Origin of the sequence: Amycolatopsis minnesotensis (assembly GCF_039529815.1) — a bacterium.
GTDB classification, from domain to species: domain Bacteria; phylum Actinomycetota; class Actinomycetes; order Mycobacteriales; family Pseudonocardiaceae; genus Amycolatopsis; species Amycolatopsis minnesotensis.
The window spans coordinates 116,091-134,228 of record NZ_BAAANN010000026.1 but is presented as its reverse complement, the minus strand read 5'-3'; the positions used below and the strand labels follow the sequence as shown (position 1 = coordinate 134,228).

The 18,138-nt window shown below is 70.8% G+C and carries 15 protein-coding genes; 10 read left to right on the top strand and 5 right to left on the bottom strand.

Annotated elements, in window-relative coordinates:
• Window positions 1–219: 219 nt before the first annotated feature.
• Window positions 220–612 carry a PPOX class F420-dependent oxidoreductase gene (locus ABD256_RS29200; RefSeq protein WP_344425957.1) on the bottom strand — a complete coding sequence of 131 codons (393 nt, stop codon included), beginning with the start codon at window positions 610–612 and terminating at the stop codon, window positions 220–222.
• 116 nt (window positions 613–728) lie between these two features.
• Here ABD256_RS29200 and ABD256_RS29195 point away from each other — a divergent pair, with 116 nt between their 5' ends.
• The 6 genes from ABD256_RS29195 to ABD256_RS29170 all read left to right on the top strand — a co-directional run bounded on the left by ABD256_RS29195 (window position 729) and on the right by ABD256_RS29170 (window position 7,565).
• Window positions 729–2,366: an acyl-CoA carboxylase subunit beta gene (locus ABD256_RS29195; RefSeq protein WP_344425955.1), complete on the top strand. Its 1,638-nt coding sequence runs from the start codon at window positions 729–731 to the stop codon at window positions 2,364–2,366.
• On the top strand, window positions 2,363–2,599 hold the full coding sequence (locus tag ABD256_RS29190; RefSeq protein ID WP_344425953.1) for an acyl-CoA carboxylase subunit epsilon: 237 nt from the start codon (window positions 2,363–2,365) through the stop codon (window positions 2,597–2,599). Before ABD256_RS29195 ends, ABD256_RS29190 begins: the two co-directional genes overlap by 4 nt.
• Window positions 2,596–3,117, top strand: a complete 522-nt coding sequence (locus tag ABD256_RS29185) for a DinB family protein (protein WP_344425950.1) — start codon at window positions 2,596–2,598, stop codon at window positions 3,115–3,117. Before ABD256_RS29190 ends, ABD256_RS29185 begins: the two co-directional genes overlap by 4 nt.
• A 198-nt stretch (window positions 3,118–3,315) precedes the next feature.
• Window positions 3,316–5,148, top strand: coding sequence for a Xaa-Pro dipeptidyl-peptidase (locus ABD256_RS29180; protein WP_344425947.1), 1,833 nt, complete (start codon window positions 3,316–3,318; stop codon window positions 5,146–5,148).
• Between the two features lie 166 nt (window positions 5,149–5,314).
• The gene (locus ABD256_RS29175; RefSeq protein WP_344425945.1) at window positions 5,315–5,962 is read left to right on the top strand and encodes a PadR family transcriptional regulator; all 648 of its coding nucleotides are present in this window, start codon (window positions 5,315–5,317) and stop codon (window positions 5,960–5,962) included.
• The gene (locus ABD256_RS29170; protein WP_344425942.1) at window positions 5,946–7,565 is read left to right on the top strand and encodes a DHA2 family efflux MFS transporter permease subunit; all 1,620 of its coding nucleotides are present in this window, start codon (window positions 5,946–5,948) and stop codon (window positions 7,563–7,565) included. Before ABD256_RS29175 ends, ABD256_RS29170 begins: the two co-directional genes overlap by 17 nt.
• Before the next feature lie 202 nt (window positions 7,566–7,767).
• On the opposite strand, the gene ABD256_RS29165 is transcribed toward ABD256_RS29170, so the two are convergent.
• Together ABD256_RS29165 and ABD256_RS29160 are read right to left on the bottom strand one after the other, a co-directional pair.
• A complete protein-coding gene (locus tag ABD256_RS29165; protein WP_344425939.1) occupies window positions 7,768–9,255 on the bottom strand; it encodes a hypothetical protein in 1,488 nt (495 codons plus the stop codon).
• A gap of 144 nt (window positions 9,256–9,399) precedes the next feature.
• Complete coding sequence (locus ABD256_RS29160) at window positions 9,400–11,262, bottom strand: glycoside hydrolase family 3 protein (protein WP_344425936.1); 1,863 nt, start codon at window positions 11,260–11,262, stop codon at window positions 9,400–9,402.
• 216 nt (window positions 11,263–11,478) lie between these two features.
• Between ABD256_RS29160 and ABD256_RS29155 the strand changes: the two genes are divergently transcribed.
• A complete protein-coding gene (locus ABD256_RS29155) occupies window positions 11,479–12,597 on the top strand; it encodes a sensor histidine kinase (RefSeq protein ID WP_344425933.1) in 1,119 nt (372 codons plus the stop codon).
• Window positions 12,590–13,711 (top strand): hypothetical protein, encoded by a 1,122-nt coding sequence (locus ABD256_RS29150; RefSeq protein WP_344425930.1) that lies wholly within the window; start codon window positions 12,590–12,592, stop codon window positions 13,709–13,711. Before ABD256_RS29155 ends, ABD256_RS29150 begins: the two co-directional genes overlap by 8 nt.
• 298 nt (window positions 13,712–14,009) lie before the next feature.
• On the opposite strand, the gene ABD256_RS29145 is transcribed toward ABD256_RS29150, so the two are convergent.
• Window positions 14,010–14,663 (bottom strand): response regulator, encoded by a 654-nt coding sequence (locus tag ABD256_RS29145; protein WP_344425927.1) that lies wholly within the window; start codon window positions 14,661–14,663, stop codon window positions 14,010–14,012.
• Window positions 14,664–14,743: 80 nt separating this feature from the next.
• On the opposite strand from ABD256_RS29145, the gene ABD256_RS29140 reads away from it, so the two are divergent.
• Window positions 14,744–15,370 (top strand): Maf family protein, encoded by a 627-nt coding sequence (locus ABD256_RS29140; protein WP_344425924.1) that lies wholly within the window; start codon window positions 14,744–14,746, stop codon window positions 15,368–15,370.
• Window positions 15,371–15,488: 118 nt separating this feature from the next.
• On the top strand, window positions 15,489–16,850 hold the full coding sequence (locus ABD256_RS29135) for a dicarboxylate/amino acid:cation symporter (RefSeq protein WP_344425921.1): 1,362 nt from the start codon (window positions 15,489–15,491) through the stop codon (window positions 16,848–16,850).
• A 503-nt stretch (window positions 16,851–17,353) separates the two neighbouring features.
• Here the strand turns inward: ABD256_RS29135 and ABD256_RS29130 are convergent.
• Window positions 17,354–18,055, bottom strand: coding sequence for a hypothetical protein (locus ABD256_RS29130; RefSeq protein WP_344425919.1), 702 nt, complete (start codon window positions 18,053–18,055; stop codon window positions 17,354–17,356).
• Between the last annotated feature and the right edge of the window lie 83 nt (window positions 18,056–18,138).

Sequence of the window (18,138 nt, the reverse complement as noted above, 5' to 3'; positions counted from 1 at the left end):
CGCCCCCTGCGGCGGGGGCCTCGCGGCACTCGGAGGGTAGGCGGGCGAGGGGGTTTGCCTGGGTAGGCGGGCGAGTGGGTTTGCTGAGTAGGTGGGCGAGTGGGGGTGGGGGGCGGGTTGGGGGGTGTGGTTCGCGGGCTAAGCGCACTCGGCGGGTGCGGTGGGGCTGGCCTGCGGTTCGCGGGCTAAACGTCGTCGGCGGGCGGGGACCCTGCGGAGCTACAGCCGTCCGGTGACCCTCATCGGAGTCACCCGCACCACGACCCGCTGGGCACCGGGCGCGTCTTCGCCTGCCGGTTTGCCGTCGTACTTCCACGAGAGCTGTTCGTCGAGCGCGCGGCCACCCTCGGCGCTGATCCGCGCGAGCCCCCTGACCTCGGTGTACCGCTCGGGATCGGCGCGGTCCATGATCGTGACGCTGACGCGGGGGTCGCGGCGGATGTTCCGCTCCTTGCGGCGCCCGGCGATGGTGGAGAACAGCAGGTCGTCGCCGTCCCTGCCGACCCACATCGCGGAGGTCTGCGGGCCGCCGCCCGGGTCGAGGGTCGCGAGCGTGGCGTAGTTGCGTCCGTCGACCAGCGCGCGGACCGCGTCGTTGAGGGGTACGGCCATGGCCGCAGGATAGCCGGGGCGCACGGAGGCGCACCCCCAGTGTTTCCCCCTCTCCCCGGTGACGTTCCCGACGTCACACCTGTGAGAACCGCCGTCCCTGGATAAGCTCCCCGTCCATGAGCAGCGCCACGGAGCCGATCGGAACGCCGCCGGAGGAAGAGCCGGACATCCACACCACGGCCGGCAAGCTGGCCGACCTGTACCGCCGCTACGACGAGGCGGTGCACGCGGGTTCGGCCCGCGCGGTGGAGCGCCAGCACGCCAAGGGCAAGAAGACCGCGCGCGAGCGGATCGACCTGCTGCTCGATCCCGGGTCGTTCGTCGAGCTGGACGAGCTGGCCCGGCACCGTTCGACCAACTTCGGCCAGGAGAAGAACCGGCCGTACGGCGACGGCGTGGTGTCCGGTTACGGCACCGTCGACGGCCGTCCGGTGTGCGTGTTCAGCCAGGACGTCACGGTGTTCGGCGGGTCGCTCGGCGAGGTGTACGGCGAGAAGATCGTCAAGGTGATGGACCTGGCGATCAAGACCGGCAGGCCGATCGTCGGCATCAACGAGGGCGGCGGCGCGCGCATCCAGGAGGGCGTCGTCTCGCTCGGGCTCTACGGCGAGATCTTCACCCGCAACGTGCGGGCCTCCGGGGTGGTGCCGCAGATCTCGCTGATCATGGGCGCGAACGCGGGCGGGCACGTCTACTCCCCCGCGCTCACCGACTTCGTGGTGATGGTCGACAAGACCTCCCACATGTTCATCACCGGCCCCGACGTGGTGAAGACGGTGACCGGCGAAGAGGTCACCTTCGAGGAGCTCGGCGGCGCGCGGACGCACAACACGAAGTCGGGCAACGCGCACTACCTCGGCGCCGACGAAGAGGACGCCATCTCCTACGTCAAGGAGCTGCTGTCGTTCCTGCCGGAGAACAACCTCGCCGAGCCGCCGGTGTTCGACACGCCCGCTGAGCCCGCGGGCTTCTTCGAAGAGGCGAGCGAGACCGACCGCGAGCTGGACACGCTCATCCCGGACTCGCCGAACCAGCCCTACGACATGCACGAGGTGATCACCCGCGTCCTCGACGACGGTGAGTTCCTCGAGGTGCAGGAACTGTTCGCGCCGAACGTGATCGTCGGGTTCGGCCGGGTCGACGGGCACAGCGTCGGCATCGTCGCGAACCAGCCGACCCAGTTCGCCGGCTGCCTCGACATCGACGCGTCGGAGAAGGCCGCCAGGTTCGTCCGCACCTGCGACGCGTTCAACGTGCCGGTGCTGACCTTCGTCGACGTGCCCGGCTTCCTCCCCGGCACCGACCAGGAGTGGAACGGCATCATCCGGCGCGGCGCGAAGCTGATCTACGCCTACGCCGAGGCGACCGTCCCGAAGATCACCATCATCACGCGCAAGGCCTACGGCGGCGCGTACGACGTGATGGGCTCGAAGCACCTCGGCGCGGACCTGAACCTGGCGTGGCCGACCGCGCAGGTCGCCGTGATGGGCGCGCAGGGCGCGGCGAACATCGTGTACCGCAAGACGCTCAAGGCCGCCGCCGACGAGGGCAAGGACGTCGAAGCGCTGCGGGCCGAACTGATCGGAGAGTACGAGGACACGCTGCTGAACCCGTACGAAGCGGCCGAGCGGGGTTACGTCGACTCGGTGATCGTGCCCGCCCACACCCGCGGCCACGTGGCGCGCGCGCTGAACCTCCTGCGGGAAAAGCGCGAGACCATGCCGCCCAAGAAGCACGGGAACATTCCCCTGTGAGCGCCGAAGCCGAAGAAACAGAGACCCCGCGCCCGCTGCTGCGGGTCGTCCGGGGCACGCCGGACGACGCCGAACTCGCCGCGCTGACCGCCGTCATCGCGGCGGCCGCCTCCGCCGCGCCGGAACCGGACAAGCCGCGCCGCCGGTCCGCGTGGGCGGACCGCGCGGCGCTCGTCCGCGCGCCGCACCACCCCGGCCCCGGTTCCTGGCGAGCATCGGGCCTGCCGCGGTGACGGACGCGCTCGCGAAGGCGACCAAGACGACCACGGCGGGCGAGCGGGAAACCCTCGAAGCGTTCCTCGACACCTACCGCGCGATCCTGCGCGGCAAGCTCGAAGGACTGTCCGAATCCGACGCCCGCCGCAGCACGGTGCCGTCGGGGACCACGGTCGGCGGGCTGGTCAAGCACCTGCGCTGGGTCGAGCAGGGCTGGCTCCAGCAGGTGCTGGCCGGTATCCCCGCCGAGCAGCTTCCGCAGAGCCCGTCGACGCCGGACGACCTCGACGGTGACCTGCGGATGGCGCCGGAGGACACGGTCGACGGGCTGCTCGCCGACTACGACGCCCAGTGCGAACGCTCCCGCGAGACCGCGGCGCGCTACGACCTGGACGACATCGGCCGCCATCCGCGCCGCGGTGACGTGTCGCTGCGCTGGATCTACACGCACCTGATCGAGGAGACCGCCCGCCACGCCGGGCACGCCGACATCCTCCGCGAGCAGATCGACGGCGCCACCGGCCTCGACGTTTAGCGGGCTGAACGTCGTCCGCGGGCTGTTCGAGGGTGGCGTCCGGAGGTTTCCAGCGTCCGCAGGTGGGCCCACCGCAGCAGGGCGCGGCTTTCCCAGCAGGCGCCCGGTCCCAGTCCAGACTTTCGGCTGTGCCGCCGCCGGAGCGCGCGGATCTACGGTGGGCTGTCCGGACCGGCTCACCGCACGGGGGTTCGAAGCATGTCCCGCAGGTCACTGCTGCTCGTGGTGTTCACCGCGTTGCTGGCCATAGCGGGCACGGTGCCCGCGAACGCGCAGAAACCACCGGCGTTCCAGGTGAAGGACGGCGTCACGCAGCCGGTGTTCTCGGCCGCCGCCGCGATCAGGGAGTCGGTGTGGGTGGAGACCGGCACCGATCTCGACCGCGACGGCAAGCCGGACCGGGTCGCCGCGGACATCGTCCGGCCGTCGGAACCGGCGGCGCGGGGCCAGCGGGTCCCGGTGATCATGGACGCGAGCCCGTACTACCAGACGCTCGGCCGCGGCAACGAAAGCGAGCTGAAGACCTACGACTCGGCCGGGAAGGCCGTGAAGTACCCGCTGTTCTACGACAACTACTTCGTGCCGCGCGGGTACGCGGTGGTGCTGGTGGACGTGGCGGGCACCTCGCGTTCGCGCGGCTGCCTCGACGCGGGCGGCCCCGGTGACGTGCGGTCGGCGAAGTCGGTGATCGACTGGCTGAACGGCCGCGCGGCCGGGTACAGCGCGGTGACCGGCGGCTCCAAGGTCACCGCGGACTGGACGACCGGCGCCACCGGCATGATCGGCAAGTCGTGGGACGGCACGGTGGCCAACGGCGTCGCCGCGACCGGGGTCGACGGGCTGCGCACGATCGTGCCGATCGCCGCGATCAGCTCGTGGTACGACTACTACCGCTCGGACGGCGTCTCCTTCACCAGCGGCACGATCGCCGATCTCACCGACAGCCAGGAAAGCCAGTGGGGCCACGCGCACTGCGCGGCCGTGCAGCAGGAGCTGAAGGCGGGCTCGCCGGCCAACGGCGACTTCACCCCGATGTGGGCCGGCCACGACTTCGTGCCCGACGCGAGCGAGGTCAAGGCGAGCGTCTTCGTGGTGCACGGGCAGGCCGACCACAACGTCAAGACGATCAACTACGGCCAGTGGTGGAACGCGCTGCCGCCGACCACCCCGCGCAAGATCTGGCTGTCGCAGACCGGCCACGTCGACCCGTTCGACTTCCGCCGCCAGGCCTGGGTGGACACGCTGCACCGCTGGTTCGACCGGTGGCTGCTCGACGTGCGCAACGGCGTCGAGGACGAACCGCAGGCTTCGATCGAGCGCGGTCCCGATCAGTGGGCCGACGGCAAGGCGTTCCCCGCCGACGGGGTGCGCGACACGAAGTTCTTCCCCGCCAGCGGAAGCACCGCGGGCGTCGGCGTGCTGGGCTCGGCGCAGGCACCGGCGGGGACGCGCGAGTCCTTCACCGACGACGGGCGGAGCGCCGCGGAAAGCTGGATCGCCAAACCGGGCGACCCGTCGTCGTCGCGGGTTCTGTTCAGCTCCACCGCATTGCCCGCCGACAAGCAGGTCTCCGGCACCGGCAGCGTCACCGTGACCGCGACGCCGTCCACACCGACCGCGCACCTTTCGGCGATGCTGGTGGACTTCGGCCCGGCGACGATCCGCAGCGCGCAGGGCGAAGGCGTCCGGAACCTGAGCACGGAATCGTGCTGGGGCGAGAACCGCCCCGGTGACGATGCCTGCTACCAGGACACCGAGGCGACCAAGGCGAACGTGACCGGCCAGATCGTCGCCAGGGGCTGGGCCGATCTCGCCAACTACGCCTCGCTCAGCACCCCGCGCCAGCTCACGCCGGGCCAGCCGTACACGATGACCTTCCGGCTGTCCACTGTGGACCACGTGTTCCCGGCGGGCCACCGGATCGGGCTCGTCATCGGGGGCACGGACGCCAGCACCATCGCCGCACCGGCGAAGCTGCCGAAGGTGACCGTGGACCTCGACCGGAGCTCGGTCACGCTGCCGACGCGCTGATCCGCACCCGTTCCAGGGCGGGCCTCCTTCGCATCCCGGAGGAGGCCTGCCCTTTTCACGGTCCGTAGCCGAACCACCGCGGGACTGATATCGACAGCCGTCTAGTCCGAGCCGTATAGTCCACGTGGAATAAACGGCACGGACTCATCGGAGCGGAGCGCGGACCATGGCCCCACCGAAGCTGACGCCACTCGCCCTCGCGGTGCTCGAACTGCTGCACGAGAAGCCGATGCACCCGTACGAGATTGCTCAGCTCATGCGGGACCGGTGCGTGGACAACCGGGTCAACATCAAGCCGGGCTCGCTCTACCACACCGTCGACCGGCTGCTGGGCGCCGAATACATCCGCGTGGTGGACACCCAGCGTGACGGCAGGCGGCCCGAACGCACCGTCTACGGGATGACCGACGAGGGCAGGGCCGCCTTCGTCGCGCGCGGGATCGCGATCCTCGGCACGGTCGCCGACGAGCGGCCCGAGTACGCCTCGGGGCTCGCGGTCATCGACGACCTCGCCCCCGACGTGGTGATCGAGCAGCTCACCAACCGCGCCATGAAGCTCAAGGCGACGATCGCGAGCTTCCGCGTGTACGAAAAGCGGCTCCAGGACGAAGAAGTCCCGGAGATCTACTGGGTGGACTGGCGGTTCACGGTCGCGCGGACCGAGTTCGAACTGACCTGGACCGAACAGCTCATCGACGACATCAGGTCCGGGCGGCTCGAATGGCAACACGCCGACCGCCACCGGACAACCGATCTGCACCTCGTCCACGACGAGGATGCCGGCAAGGACAAGGGAAATGACAAGACCGGTTAACCCGTGGGCCGCGCTTTCCGCGCTGTGCCTAGGTTTCTTCATGATCCTGCTGGACACGACCATCGTGATGATCGCCATCCCGGCGATGCTGCGCGGCCTCGGCGCCGGGCTCAACGCGGTGGTCTGGGTCAGCAGCGTCTACCTGCTCACCTACGCGGTGCCGATGCTGTTCACCAGCAGGCTCGGCGACCGCTTCGGCCCGAAGCGCGTGTTCGTCGCCGGGCTGGTCGTGTTCACCGCGGCGTCGCTGTGGTGCGGGCTCTCGGGCAACGTCGAAATGCTCATCGCGGCGCGCGCGGTGCAGGGGCTCGGCGCCGCGCTGATGACCCCGCAGACGCTCGCGTTCATCGGCCACCTCTTCCCGCCCGCGAAACGCGGCGGCGCGATGGGCGTGTGGGGCGCGGTTGCCGGGGTCGCCTCGATCATGGGCCCGCTGCTCGGCGGTGTGCTGGTCGACCACCTCGGCTGGGAGTGGATCTTCTACGTCAACGTGCCGATCGGCGTGGTGACCCTGGTGATGACGCTCCTGCTGGTGCCGGACTGGCAGCCGAAGCACGCGCACTCGTTCGACCTGCTCGGCATCTTCCTGTCCGCGGCGGGCCTGTTCTGCATCGTGTTCGGCATCCAGAACGGGCAGCAGTACCACTGGGGCACCATCGCGGGCGGGATCACCGTGTTCGAGATGATCGGCGCGGGTGTCGTGCTCCTCGTCGCGTTCGTGCTGTGGCAGCGCCACAACCGCAAGGAACCGCTGATCCCGTTGCGCGTGTTCGGCAACCGGAACTTCTCGGCCGGCGCCGCGACCGGCACCGCACTGCAGTTCGGGCTGGTCGGGATGTTCGTGCCGATCACCATCTACATCCAGTCGGTGGCCGGGCTCTCCCCCACCATGGCCGGGCTGCTGACCGCGCCGATGTCGTTGCTTTCCGGTGTCGCGGCACCGCTCGCCGGACGGCTTTCGGACCGGATGAGCGCGAAGTACCTGATGATGGGCGGGCTCACCGCGATGGCCGCCGGCCTCGGCGTCCTCGCCTGGCAGGCCCAGCCGGACACGAACCCGTGGGCGCTGGTCCCCGGGCTCTGCGTGACCGGGCTCGGGATGGGCTTCATCTTCGCGCCGATGAGCAACGCCACCATGTCCGGTGTCGAACGGCAGCTCGCCGGTGCCGCGTCGGGGATCTACAACACCGCCCGCCAGGTCGGCGGCGTGCTCGGCAGCGCGGCGATGGGCGTGCTGCTGCAGGCGCAGATCGCCGGTGCGCTCAGCTCGGAGGCGGAGAAGGCGTCGAGCGCGCTGCCGCCGGAGTTCCGGCAGCAGTTCGTCGAAGGCTTCGCCGGCGCGTCGGCGAACGAGTTCGGCGCCAGTACCGCGCCCGCGCTGCCGCCGGGGGTCCCGGCGGAGGTCGCCGCGCGGATCGGCAGCGTGGCCAACGAGGTGGTCCACAATGGACTTACCGACGCCGCGAAGTCCTCGCTCCTGCTCCCGATCGGCGTGCTGCTGCTCGGCGTGGTGGCCGCCGCGACGATGAAGCGCGGTACCGCCTCCGGCCACGCGCCGCAGCAGGCTCCCACCCCCACCACCGAACCCGCCACGGTGAGCTGACGCCGCGCCTCGATGCCCTGAAGGTGCCCTTCACGGAAACGGATTCCCTCAAAGCGTCCTTCAGGGCACGAGCGCGAGTTCGGGTCAGGTGCGCGCGGGGCTGAGAAAAGGCTCGCGAGGGCCACATCCGCAGCGGTCACGTCCCTGAAGGGCACCTTCAGGGCACCCCGGCAGCGAAGAGAGGGTCAGTCAAGGCAGGGAGTCACGGAGCCAAGCGGAGGTAGAGGTCGTCCGGGCCCAGCATCGGCGCGGTGATCCTCCAGTGCGCGATCGCACCCGGCGGCGGGCCGCCGGAATGCCGCTCCAGCAGGAAGTCCGCCCGCCGCGGCACCCCGGGCTCGAGGAAGTGGAAGTTGACTTCCAGCAGTGTCCGCACGACCGGGCCCGCGGTCGTCTTCGCGGCCGCGATCGCGTCGCGGAGGCGGCCGCGGTCGGAGAACACGTCGACCACCGCGCAGTCGCACGTGTAGGCGAGCACCCCGATCTCACCCGCGCTCGCGACCACCTTGCCGCCCGTGATGGCGCCGACGGCCCTGCCGATTTCGGCGTACTGCGCGCTGGAGGTGTAGTTCGACGTGATCGGCGCGAAAGCACGGGGAAGCCCGCCACCCGCGTAGGCCAACGCGCTGGCGCCGATCAGGCCAGCCGCCAGCAACCGCACGACACCGGTACCGGACAGCGAAGAAGCCGCTGCGCAAACGAAAACCGTGGCGCAGGCGATACCAGGACCGTAGTACCAGTGATACGGCGGCACTCCGAGTCCGATGTAGACGAAGCAGTACGCGGCACCCGCCAGCGCCAGCACCGCGAACGGCGCGGTGCGCTTCGCGGCCGGCGAGCGGCGCAGCAGAGCGACCGTCCACACCAGACTCGCCACCGCCGCCAGCACGACCGGCGCGAACGAAAGCACCACCTGCCAAGGAAAATACCGCCAGTACAGCGCGGGGCCGTTGCCGAAGTCCCACCGCCCCCACGCCCGCTGCGCACCCTGCTGCGTCTTGATCACCAGCGTGTCCGGCACCGCGGCGCCGAGCGCGACCCAGCTCAGCGCGAACCACGGCACGGCCACCAGCGCCGTGCCGAACGCGGTCCGCCACCCACCCGTCCAGCACCGCCGTCGCACCAGCACCACCACCGCGGCCACGACCAGCAGGTCCAGCCGGACGAGCGCGAGCGCGCCGGTCACCAGCCCGAGCGCGAGCGGCCGCCGTTCCCGCGCGAACACCAGCAGCCACCCGATCCCGGCGACGCCGAGCGCCACTTCCAGCCCGATCGACGACAGCAGCACGGGGTTCACCATGAGCGCGGCCGCGGTCACCGGCGCGAACCAGCGCGGCAGTTCCATCGCCGCGCCGATCCGCCGTAGCGCCAGCACCGTCAGCACCTGGCAGGCCACAAAGGACAGTCCGGCCGCGAAGACCGCGTTCCTGGTCACGAACGTCAGCGCGGCGAGCGTCAGGACGTTGAGCGGCGAGGTCGCGGTGTTGGCGGTGGCGTCGGCGAGCAGGCCCCACCTGCCGTGGAAGGCGAGGTTCCGCGCATAGGACAACGTGATGTAGGTGTCGTCGATCAGGTGCGCGCTCGCCAGCGCGAACACCACGACCGCGAGCGCACCGACCCCGACGGCGAGCCGTGAAGACGCGCTCCCGACCGGTTTCCGGGCGCGTTCGACCCCGACCAGCACCGCCATGACCGCCCAGCCTCCAGTCGTTCCCGGCGGGAGGCCGAACGCCCCGGCCGCTACGACTTCTCTGCCGGAGACGGGGAAAGCGTTCGCGGGAACGACGAAGGCCCGCCGCTCGCGAACGAGCGACGGGCCACTGCGCCGAACCGGTTACTTCCGGTAGGTCAGCCCGAATCCGTACGGGAACAGCGGTTTCTTGCCGTCGCCCGCGTTGACCGGCTCCTGCGTCGCGCTGGCGGGCCAGCTCACCGCGAGCTTTCCGGTCGGCTTGTAGTCACCGAAGAGGACATCGGCGACCCCTTCACCCGCGGTCCCCGGCAGCCACGACGCGACGAACGCGTTGAGCCAAGGAAGCTGCTTCGACACGTCGAGCGGACGGCCCGACACCAGCACCGCGACGGTCGGCACGCCGGTCGCCTTCACCTTCGCCAGCGTCGCGAGGTCCTCGGGGTCGAGGTTCAGCCCGTTCGGGCGGTCGCCCTGGCCTTCCGCGTACGGTGTCTCGCCGATCACGACCACCGCGGCCTGGTAGCTCTGGTCGATCCCGTCTGCCTCGCGGTCGTAGGCGACCTTGGTCGACTTGCCCGCCGAAGCCTTGATGCCGTCGAGGATCGTGCTGCCCGGGATCGCCGGGCCGCTCTGCCCCTGCCACGAGATCGTCCAGCCGCCGGCCTGGTTGCCCATGTCGTTGGCGTTCTTGCCGGCCACGAAGATCCGGTTGCCGTTCTTCTTCAGCGGCAGCGCGCCGTCGTTCTTCAGCAGCACCTGCGATTCGCGGACGGCCTGGCGCGCCAGTGCGCGGTGCTCCCTGCTGCCGACGGTCTGCAGGTACGAGCGGTCGGTCATCGGCCGCTCGAACAGGCCGAGCTCGAACTTCTTGGTGAGGATGCGGCGGTTCGCGTCGTCGATGCGGGACATCGGGATCCGCCCCGCCTGGTACTCGGACTTCATGTAGTCCATGAACTTCTGGTAGTCCGACGGCACCATGAACATGTCGATGCCGGCGTTGACGGACTGGGTGACCTCGGCCGGGGTGAACCCGGGCTGGCCGTCGATCTGGTCGACGCCGTTCCAGTCCGACACCACGAGACCGGTGAAGCCCAGCTCGCCCTTCAGCAGATCGGTGATCAGGTACTTGTTGCCGTGGTCCTTCACGCCGTTCCAGCTGTTGAAGCTGACCATGAACGAGCCGACGCCGCGTTTGATCGCCTCGGAGAACGGCGGCAGGTGGACCGCGCGCAGCTCCTTCTCGCTGATCTGGGTGTTGCCCTGGTCGACACCGCCGGTGGTGCCGCCGTCACCGATGAAGTGCTTCGCGGTGGCGAGCACCGAAGCGGGGCCGTTGAGCGAACCGCCCTGGAGGCCGTTGATGACGGTCGCGTTGCTGACCGCGTTCTCCGGCTTCTCGCCGAAGGACTCGTAGGACCGGCCCCACCGCTCGTCCCGCACCACGCACAGGCACGGCGCGAAGTCCCAGTCGACACCGGTCGCGGACACCTCTTCCGCGGTGGCACGGCCGATCTTCTGCACCAGTGCCGGGTCGTGCGCCGCGCCGAGGCCCACGTTGTGCGGGAACACCGTCGAGCCGTACACGTTGTTGTTGCCGTGCACGGCGTCCACGCCGTAGATCGTCGGGATGCCGAGCGGGGTGTCGACCGCGGCGCGCTGGTACGCGTCGTAGGTGTCGGCCCAGGACTCCGCGGTGTTCGGTGTCGGCGAGGAGCCGCCGCCGGACAGGATCGAGCCGAGGCGGAGCTTCGCCGCCGACGCCGGGGTGGTCGCGTTGCGCTCGGCCTGCATCATCTGCGCGATCTTGTCGGTCAGGCTCATCCGGCGCATCAGGTCGTCGACGCGCTGGAACACCGGCTTCGACGCGTCCTTGTACAGCGGTGGCTTCACCGCGGGCGCGGCGGAGACGCTGGCGGGTACCAGCGCGGTGCCCGCGGCGAGCAGGCTGGCGAGCACCAGGGTGGGCGTCCTTCGGCTTCTTCGGACGCGGAGGCGGGACGGCATTGGCTCCTCCGGAATCGCTCGGGAGGGGATGTTTCCCCGATATGTTGTGAGCCACAACAAACTAGCCCACGATCGAGTGCGCCAGGTCACAATTCAGCAACACCCATCCCGTCGCACGCAACCCCTGTTCGGTCAGCGGCACATCCTCGCGCTTTCGCGTTCCGCGGCGGCACTGGAATGATCGGTGCACGAAGAGGTGAGGGACGGCGGGATCGGATGGACGCACCGGGCGCGGTCGAGAGCACGCTTTCCGGGCTGTTCGTCAAGATCCTCGGCCGCGTCCGCGTGGCCGTCGTCGTGGTGAGCGGCCTGCTCGGCGTGGTCGCCGCCGCGCCGGGGCAGGTCCCGGCGACCACCGCCGCGGTCGGGGCCGCGATCTCGTGGAACGTCGCGGCCGCCGCGCTCGCCCGCCGAGGTCCGCGCTGGCTGACCGGCGCGGACCTCGCCGTCACCGGGCTGCTCGCGCTGAGCCAGCCGTGGACGGTGCCCGCGGACGCCCCGCACGGCAGCACGTGGGTGTGCATCCTGGTGTCCGCGGTCGTGGTCACCCTGCAGCCGTCGATCGGGCCCCGGCTCGGCGCGGTGGTCGCGCTCGGGCTGGTCGGCGCCGACATGATCGGCGCCATCGCCACGGCCCCCGGCCGCTGGGCCGCGGCACTGCCGATCGGCGGCTGGATGCTCGCCGAAGCCGCGTTGTCGGCGATGATTTCGTGGCTGCTGTGGACGAGGAGCCGCACCGTGGACGCCGTGCTGACGAGGACCGGCGCGGCCAAGGAGGCGGCCGACGTCGCGAAGGCGCGCCGTGCCGCCGAAGCGGAGCACCTTTCGTCCCTGCACGACACCGCGTGCGCCACCCTGATGATGGTCGCCACGGCCGGTCCGGACGAGGTCGGCGGGCTGCGGGTGCAGGCGGGGCGGGACCTCGAACGCCTGCGTGACGGCGTGGCGGGCCCGGCGACGATCGACCTCGCCGCCAAGCTCGCCGAAGAGATCGCGGACCTCCCGCTGCGCGTCGACGCGACCATGCCGTCGTCGCTGCCGCTCCCCTCGCCCGCCGCGACCGCGCTGCTGTCGGCCGCGTTGGAGGCACTGCGCAACGTGGCGCGCCACGCCGGGACCGCGATCGCGGAACTCGCGGTGGCCGAGGAGGACGGCATCGTCGTCGTCGAAGTCCGCGACCGCGGCGCCGGGTTCGACCCGGCGGCGGTGCCGGGCCACCGCAGGGGGATCCGGCATTCGGTGCGGCACCGGATGACGCGCGCCGGCGGCGCCGCGGAGGTGCGCTCGGCACCGGGCGAAGGCACCACGGTGCTGCTCAGGTGGCCCGATGACTGACCGGGCGCTGACCGGCGAAGCGGGCGACCGGCTGGCGGGCGAGATGCGACTGGCCGGTGTGCTCATGCTCTGCGCTGTCCACTTCGGACTCGCGCTGCCGGTGCTGCTGTCGCAGACGAGCGCGGTCGCGAACCCGTGGCCGGACTTCGCCGCGTACGCGCTGCTCACCGTGCTGCTGGGGCTGTTCGTGCCCGCGGCCGTGCGGGGCGAGCCCCAGCCGTGGCCGGTCGTCCTCGCCGGTGTCCTCGGCACCCTCGTGGTGTGCGTGTCGAGTGGAATCCCTTACCAGGAAGGGATTTCGGCGCCAGGGCCCGCCGACTGGTCGTTCCAGGAAACCGGCTGGTTCGGCGTGGTCGCGCTGCTGAGCAGGCCACCGTCGGCGCTCGCGGCGTTCCTGTGCGGGCACGCCGCGATCACGTTCGGCATGCTGGCGTTCTCCGGCGGGGTGGACGGCCGTGCGCTGGCGCAGACGCTGATCAGTCCTACTTGGACATACGCGCTGCAGATCACGGTCGCCTCGGCGGCCACCTTGTTGCGGGTGTGCGAACAGCGGGCGCAGGCGATCACCGCGGAGCAGGCGAGGGTGCGCGCCGAAGAGACCGCGGCCGAGCTGGTGCACTCGGACCGGCAGCGGCGGTTCGGGGATCTGCAGGGCAGCCTCATCCCGTTGCTGACCGGCATCGCCGACGGCTCGGCGGACCCGACCGCGGCCGGGGTGCGACGGCTGGCCGCGGTGGAGGTCGCGCGGATGCGGCGGCTGTTCGCGGAAAGCGACCACACCGACGACCAGCTCATCCACGAACTGCGCGCGTGCATCGACGTCGCCGAGCGCAACGGCGTGGTGGTGCAGCTCGCGGTGCGGGGCAAGGCGGCCGCGCTCCCGATCGAGGTGCGGCGCGCGCTGACCGACCCGGCGCTGACCGCGCTCGCCGCCGCGCGCTCCGCGGCCCGCACCACGGTGCTGCGGATGGGCGGCGAGGTCAGGGTCAGCGTCGTCGCGGACGACCCCGGCGTCACCGTCCCCGTTTCGGCGCACCGCAACGTCGAAGTCCGCACCCTGACCAGCCCGACCACCCTCTGGGTGGACGCCACCTACAAACCCACCTGGGACTAGCTGTGTTCTTCATCGGTCGTCAGAATTCGCGCTGCCAGGGCGCGTCAGCTCGCCGGTGCTTGGCTGGGTTGGCAATGACCGGACCTCCGGTCCGGACCTCGCGGCACTCGGGGGGTAGGCGGGCGAGCGGGGTGGGCGCCTCCGGCGCGGGCCGTAGGCGCGCGAAGTGGAGGTGAGGCGCGGAGTGCATTTAGCGGGCTAAACGTCGTCGGGGAGAGCGGGGCACAGGCGTCCCCGGAGGCTCCCTTCGGGGACGCAAGCCCGAGTCAGCCCTGAACAGCACCGGCGGCGGGGGAAATTACAGGTCGTCCAGGGAGACCAGGCCGTCCTGGATGGCGCGGGCTACGAGGTTGGCTTTGGTGGCGGCGGGGCGGCCGACGTTGGCGTACTTGATCCGCACCCGGTCGAGGTAGGAGTTGACGGTCCGCACCGACAGCCCGAGCTTTTCGGCGACCATGCTCTTCGACTCCGACTGGAACCATTCGATCAGCACGTCGAGTTCGCGGGGCGCGAGCGCGGGGCGGTTGGAGGCGCTGTCGGCGCCGAACGCGCCGGCGAGCGCGGGCGGGGTGTAGGGGCGGCCGTCCGCGGCGGCGTGGGTCGCGGCGACGAGGTGCTTCTCGCCTTCGGCCTTGGTCAGGAAGGTCGCGGCGCCGATGTCGAGGCAGGTCAGCGCGGCTTCGGAGTCCTCGCGCATGGTGTAGACGATCACCTGGCGCTGCGCCGCGACGAGCTGTTTGAGGTCGTGGTAGGCGGGCGGGCCGGAGGAGAGCTGGAGGTCGAGGACCACCACGTCGGCCGACGCGCCGGGGCCGATGACGGCGACGCCGAGGTCGGGGCCGCCCGCGACGACCTCGATCGGCGGCTCGGCGGTGCGGTACCAGGCGCGGATGCCCGCGATCACGACGGGATGGTCGTCGATGACCGCGACGGTGATCGTTTCCGCTGCCACTCTTCCGTGTCCTCGTTCGACGAACGCACCAGCAACCGCCTGCGCCGAGCAGCCTACTCGTGGCCGGTACGCTCGCGGCCGTGCGCTTCGTACTCGCCTCCGCTTCCCCCGCCAGGCTCGCGGTGCTGCGCGCCGCCGGGATCGAACCGAGCGTCGTGGTTTCCGGTGTCGACGAAGACGCCGTAGCGGCGGAGTTGCGGGACCCGTCGCACGAAGACGTCGTCGTGGCGCTCGCCGGGGCGAAGGCGCGCGCGGTCGCGGGCACGCTGCCGGAATCGGGGCCGAGCGTGGTTGTCGGCTGCGACTCGATGCTGTCGATCGGCGGTGACCTGGTCGGCAAGCCGGGCACGCCGGAGATCGCGCGCGAGCGCTGGTCCGCGATGGCCGGCAAGACGGGTGAGCTCCTGACCGGGCACGCCGTGCTGCGCAGGGAGCACGGCGAGATCGTCGCGGAGGCGAGCGGCACCCGCACCACGGTGGTCCGGTTCGGCGAGCCGGACGACGCCGAACTCGACGCCTACCTCGCCACCGGTGAGCCCCTCGCCGTGGCGGGCGCGTTCACCCTCGACGGGCTGGGCGGCTGGTTCGTCGAAGGCATCGACGGCGACCCGTCGAGCGTGATCGGGATCAGCCTGCCGCTCACCAGGGAGTTGCTGCGCCGGGTCGGGGTGTCGGTCACCGAGCTGTGGACTCCACCCACTTCCTGAACCGTTCTCACATTCTGGGAGAGATCCCACACGAACGGGTGATGCGGAAGAGTCCGCGCTGACCGATTGTTATCCGCATTCGGTAGTTGACGTCACCTTTACGCATCGGGGAGAGCCCGTGTCTTTCATCCGGACCTACACCAAGCCGCGCGTGTTCGCGGCCGCGGTGATCGGCGCCCTGATCGTGGGCGTACTGCTGGGCATCCTGGCCAGGACGACCGAAACGGACTGGCTGTCCGACGTGCTCGACACGATCGGCTCGACCTTCACCCGGCTGCTGCAGATCGCGGTCATCCCGCTGGTGTTCACCGCGATCGTGGTGGGCATCAACAGCCTGCGCAAGCTCGGCGGCGGGCGCACCGCGGCCCGGCTCGGCGGCAAGACGGTGCTGTGGTTCGGGATCACGTCGCTGATCGCGGTCGCGATCGGGCTCGTGGTGGGCACGGTCTTCAACCCGGGCAGCGGCGGGCTCGGCGCCGGGATCGCGGCGACCGCGAAGAACACCGACAAGGCCGCGAAGAGCGTCGACAGCTGGGGTTCGTGGAAGGCGTTCATCGACGGCCTGCTCCCGGAGAACTTCTTCTCGGCCTTCTCCGAGGGCGCCACGCTGCAGGTGTTGTTCCTGGCGCTGATCCTGGGTTCCGCCGCGTACGCGCTCGGTGACAAGGCGAAGCCGTTCGTCGACCTGACGACGAGTGTGTTCGAGATCGTGCAGCGCTACCTCGGCTGGATCGTGCGGCTCGCGCCGCTGGGCATCCTCGGCCTGATCGGCGCCGCGGTCGCGAACTACGGCGACGCGCTGTTCCGCCCGCTGCTGTCCACCACGGTCGCGGTCTACGTCGGCTGCCTGCTGGTGCTGTTCGTGGTGTACCCGATCCTGCTGAGGTTCGTGGCGAAGGTCAGCCCGGCGAAGTTCTTCTCGAAGTCGTGGACGGCCATCCAGTTCGCGTTCGCTTCGCAGTCCTCCTCGGCGACCCTGCCGCTGACCCGCCAGTCCGCGGTCAACCTCGGTGTCGACCCGGGGTACGCCGCGTTCGCCACGCCGCTGGCCAGCGCGACCAAGATGGACGGCTGCGCGGCCGTGTTCCCCGCGATCGCGACGATCTTCATCGCGAACATCTCGGGCGTTTCGCTGAACTTCTGGCAGTACGTCGGGATCGTGTTCGTCGCGGTGCTCGGCGCGCTGGCGACGGCGGGCACCACCGGCTGGCTGACCGCGCTGACGCTGACCACGTCGTTCATCGGGCTGAACCCGCAGCAGGTGGCGCTGGGCATCGCGTTGATCTACTCGGTCAACCCGATCATGGACATGATGCGGACCGCGACGAACGTGGCGGGCCAGATCGTGGTGCCGGCCATCGTCGCGCGCGGCGAAGGCCTGCTCGACGACGAGGTGCTGAACACCCCCACCCCGCCGCCCCTGCTCAACGACGCCGGCACCCACCCGAAGCCCGCCGACACCGTCCCCTCCCCCGCCTGACCGCCACGACAGTTAGCGGGCTAAACGCACCAGGGGCCCATCAAGCCCCCGCGACGTTTAGCCCGCTAACTGCACTCCGCGCCCCACCTCAGCCCACTCGCCCGCCCCCGACATTCAGCCCGCGAACCGCAGGCCAGCCCCACCGCACCCGCCGAGTGCGCTTAGCCCGCGAACCACACCCCACTCGCCCGCCTACTCAGCAACCCCACTCGCCCGCCTACCCAGGCAAACCCACCCACCCGCCTACCTACTCAGGCAAACCCCCCTCGCCCGCCTACCCTCCGAGTGCCGCGAGGCCCGCGCCGAAGGCGCGGTCATGCAAAACCCAGCCACCCACCGGCGAGCCGACGCGCCCCGCGCGGCGGGGAGCGTCTCGGTCGGTCGCAGGGCCCCCTGGGCCCTCTGAATTTGCGATGGCAGGGCGCCAACGCACCCAACCGGCGGGTCGACCTGGGAGCCGCGCCCTGGCAGCGCAAATTCTGACGACCGATAGAAAACGCGAGTTACGGGCACTCGCTGCGAACATCCGACGGCACGGGGGCGATGTCCGGCCAGCCTCGGAGTGCGGAGGCTGCCTGGTGCTGGCGGGTGCACCCGAGCGAGGTCCCGGTCAGGTCGTACACCTGGGCGTAGACGGGGGCCGACCGGCAGGCCGCCGGAGACGCGCAGGGGGCCTTTTTGGCGACGATCAGCTCGGGCGCGTCGTCGCCGAGGACGTTGTGCAGGGTGATCGCCCCCGCGTCGGAGAGGTAGGACGCCTCGGCGGGCCGCCAGTTGTCTCCGCTGCTGACGACGACCTGGCCGATGAGCCAGTCCTGGCTGGGGCCGCGGACGAGGCAGGCCGAGACCGACGCCGTCACGCACGACAGCGACTCCCCGTTCAGCCGCGGGCGGGGGTTGCTCGTGGAGGTTTCGACGACGATGGGCGATCCGGGTCCGCCGACCCGCAGCTTCCCGTTGTCGCCGTTGCTGTCGGCGAGCAGGTCGGCGGTCTTGCCGTCGACCTGTTGTGACGCGACGACCTGGCAGGACCCGGCGCCGCACTGGGTGACACCGCTGGGTACGGCGGCCGCCGGCGCGCCCAGCGTCGACGGGGCCTCGCTCTGGTGCCTGAGCACGGCGACCCCGGTCAGTGTCCCCGCGGTCACCAGCGCGGCGAGCGCGGCGGTGACCATGATCGATCTCGGTGCGCCGCCGGTAGCCAAACTCGCCTCCTCCTGCCGAGTCGTCCCTGGCCCAGAGCCTATGCGTTCCCCGGGCCCGGCGCGGAGCGCCGGCCGTTTCACCA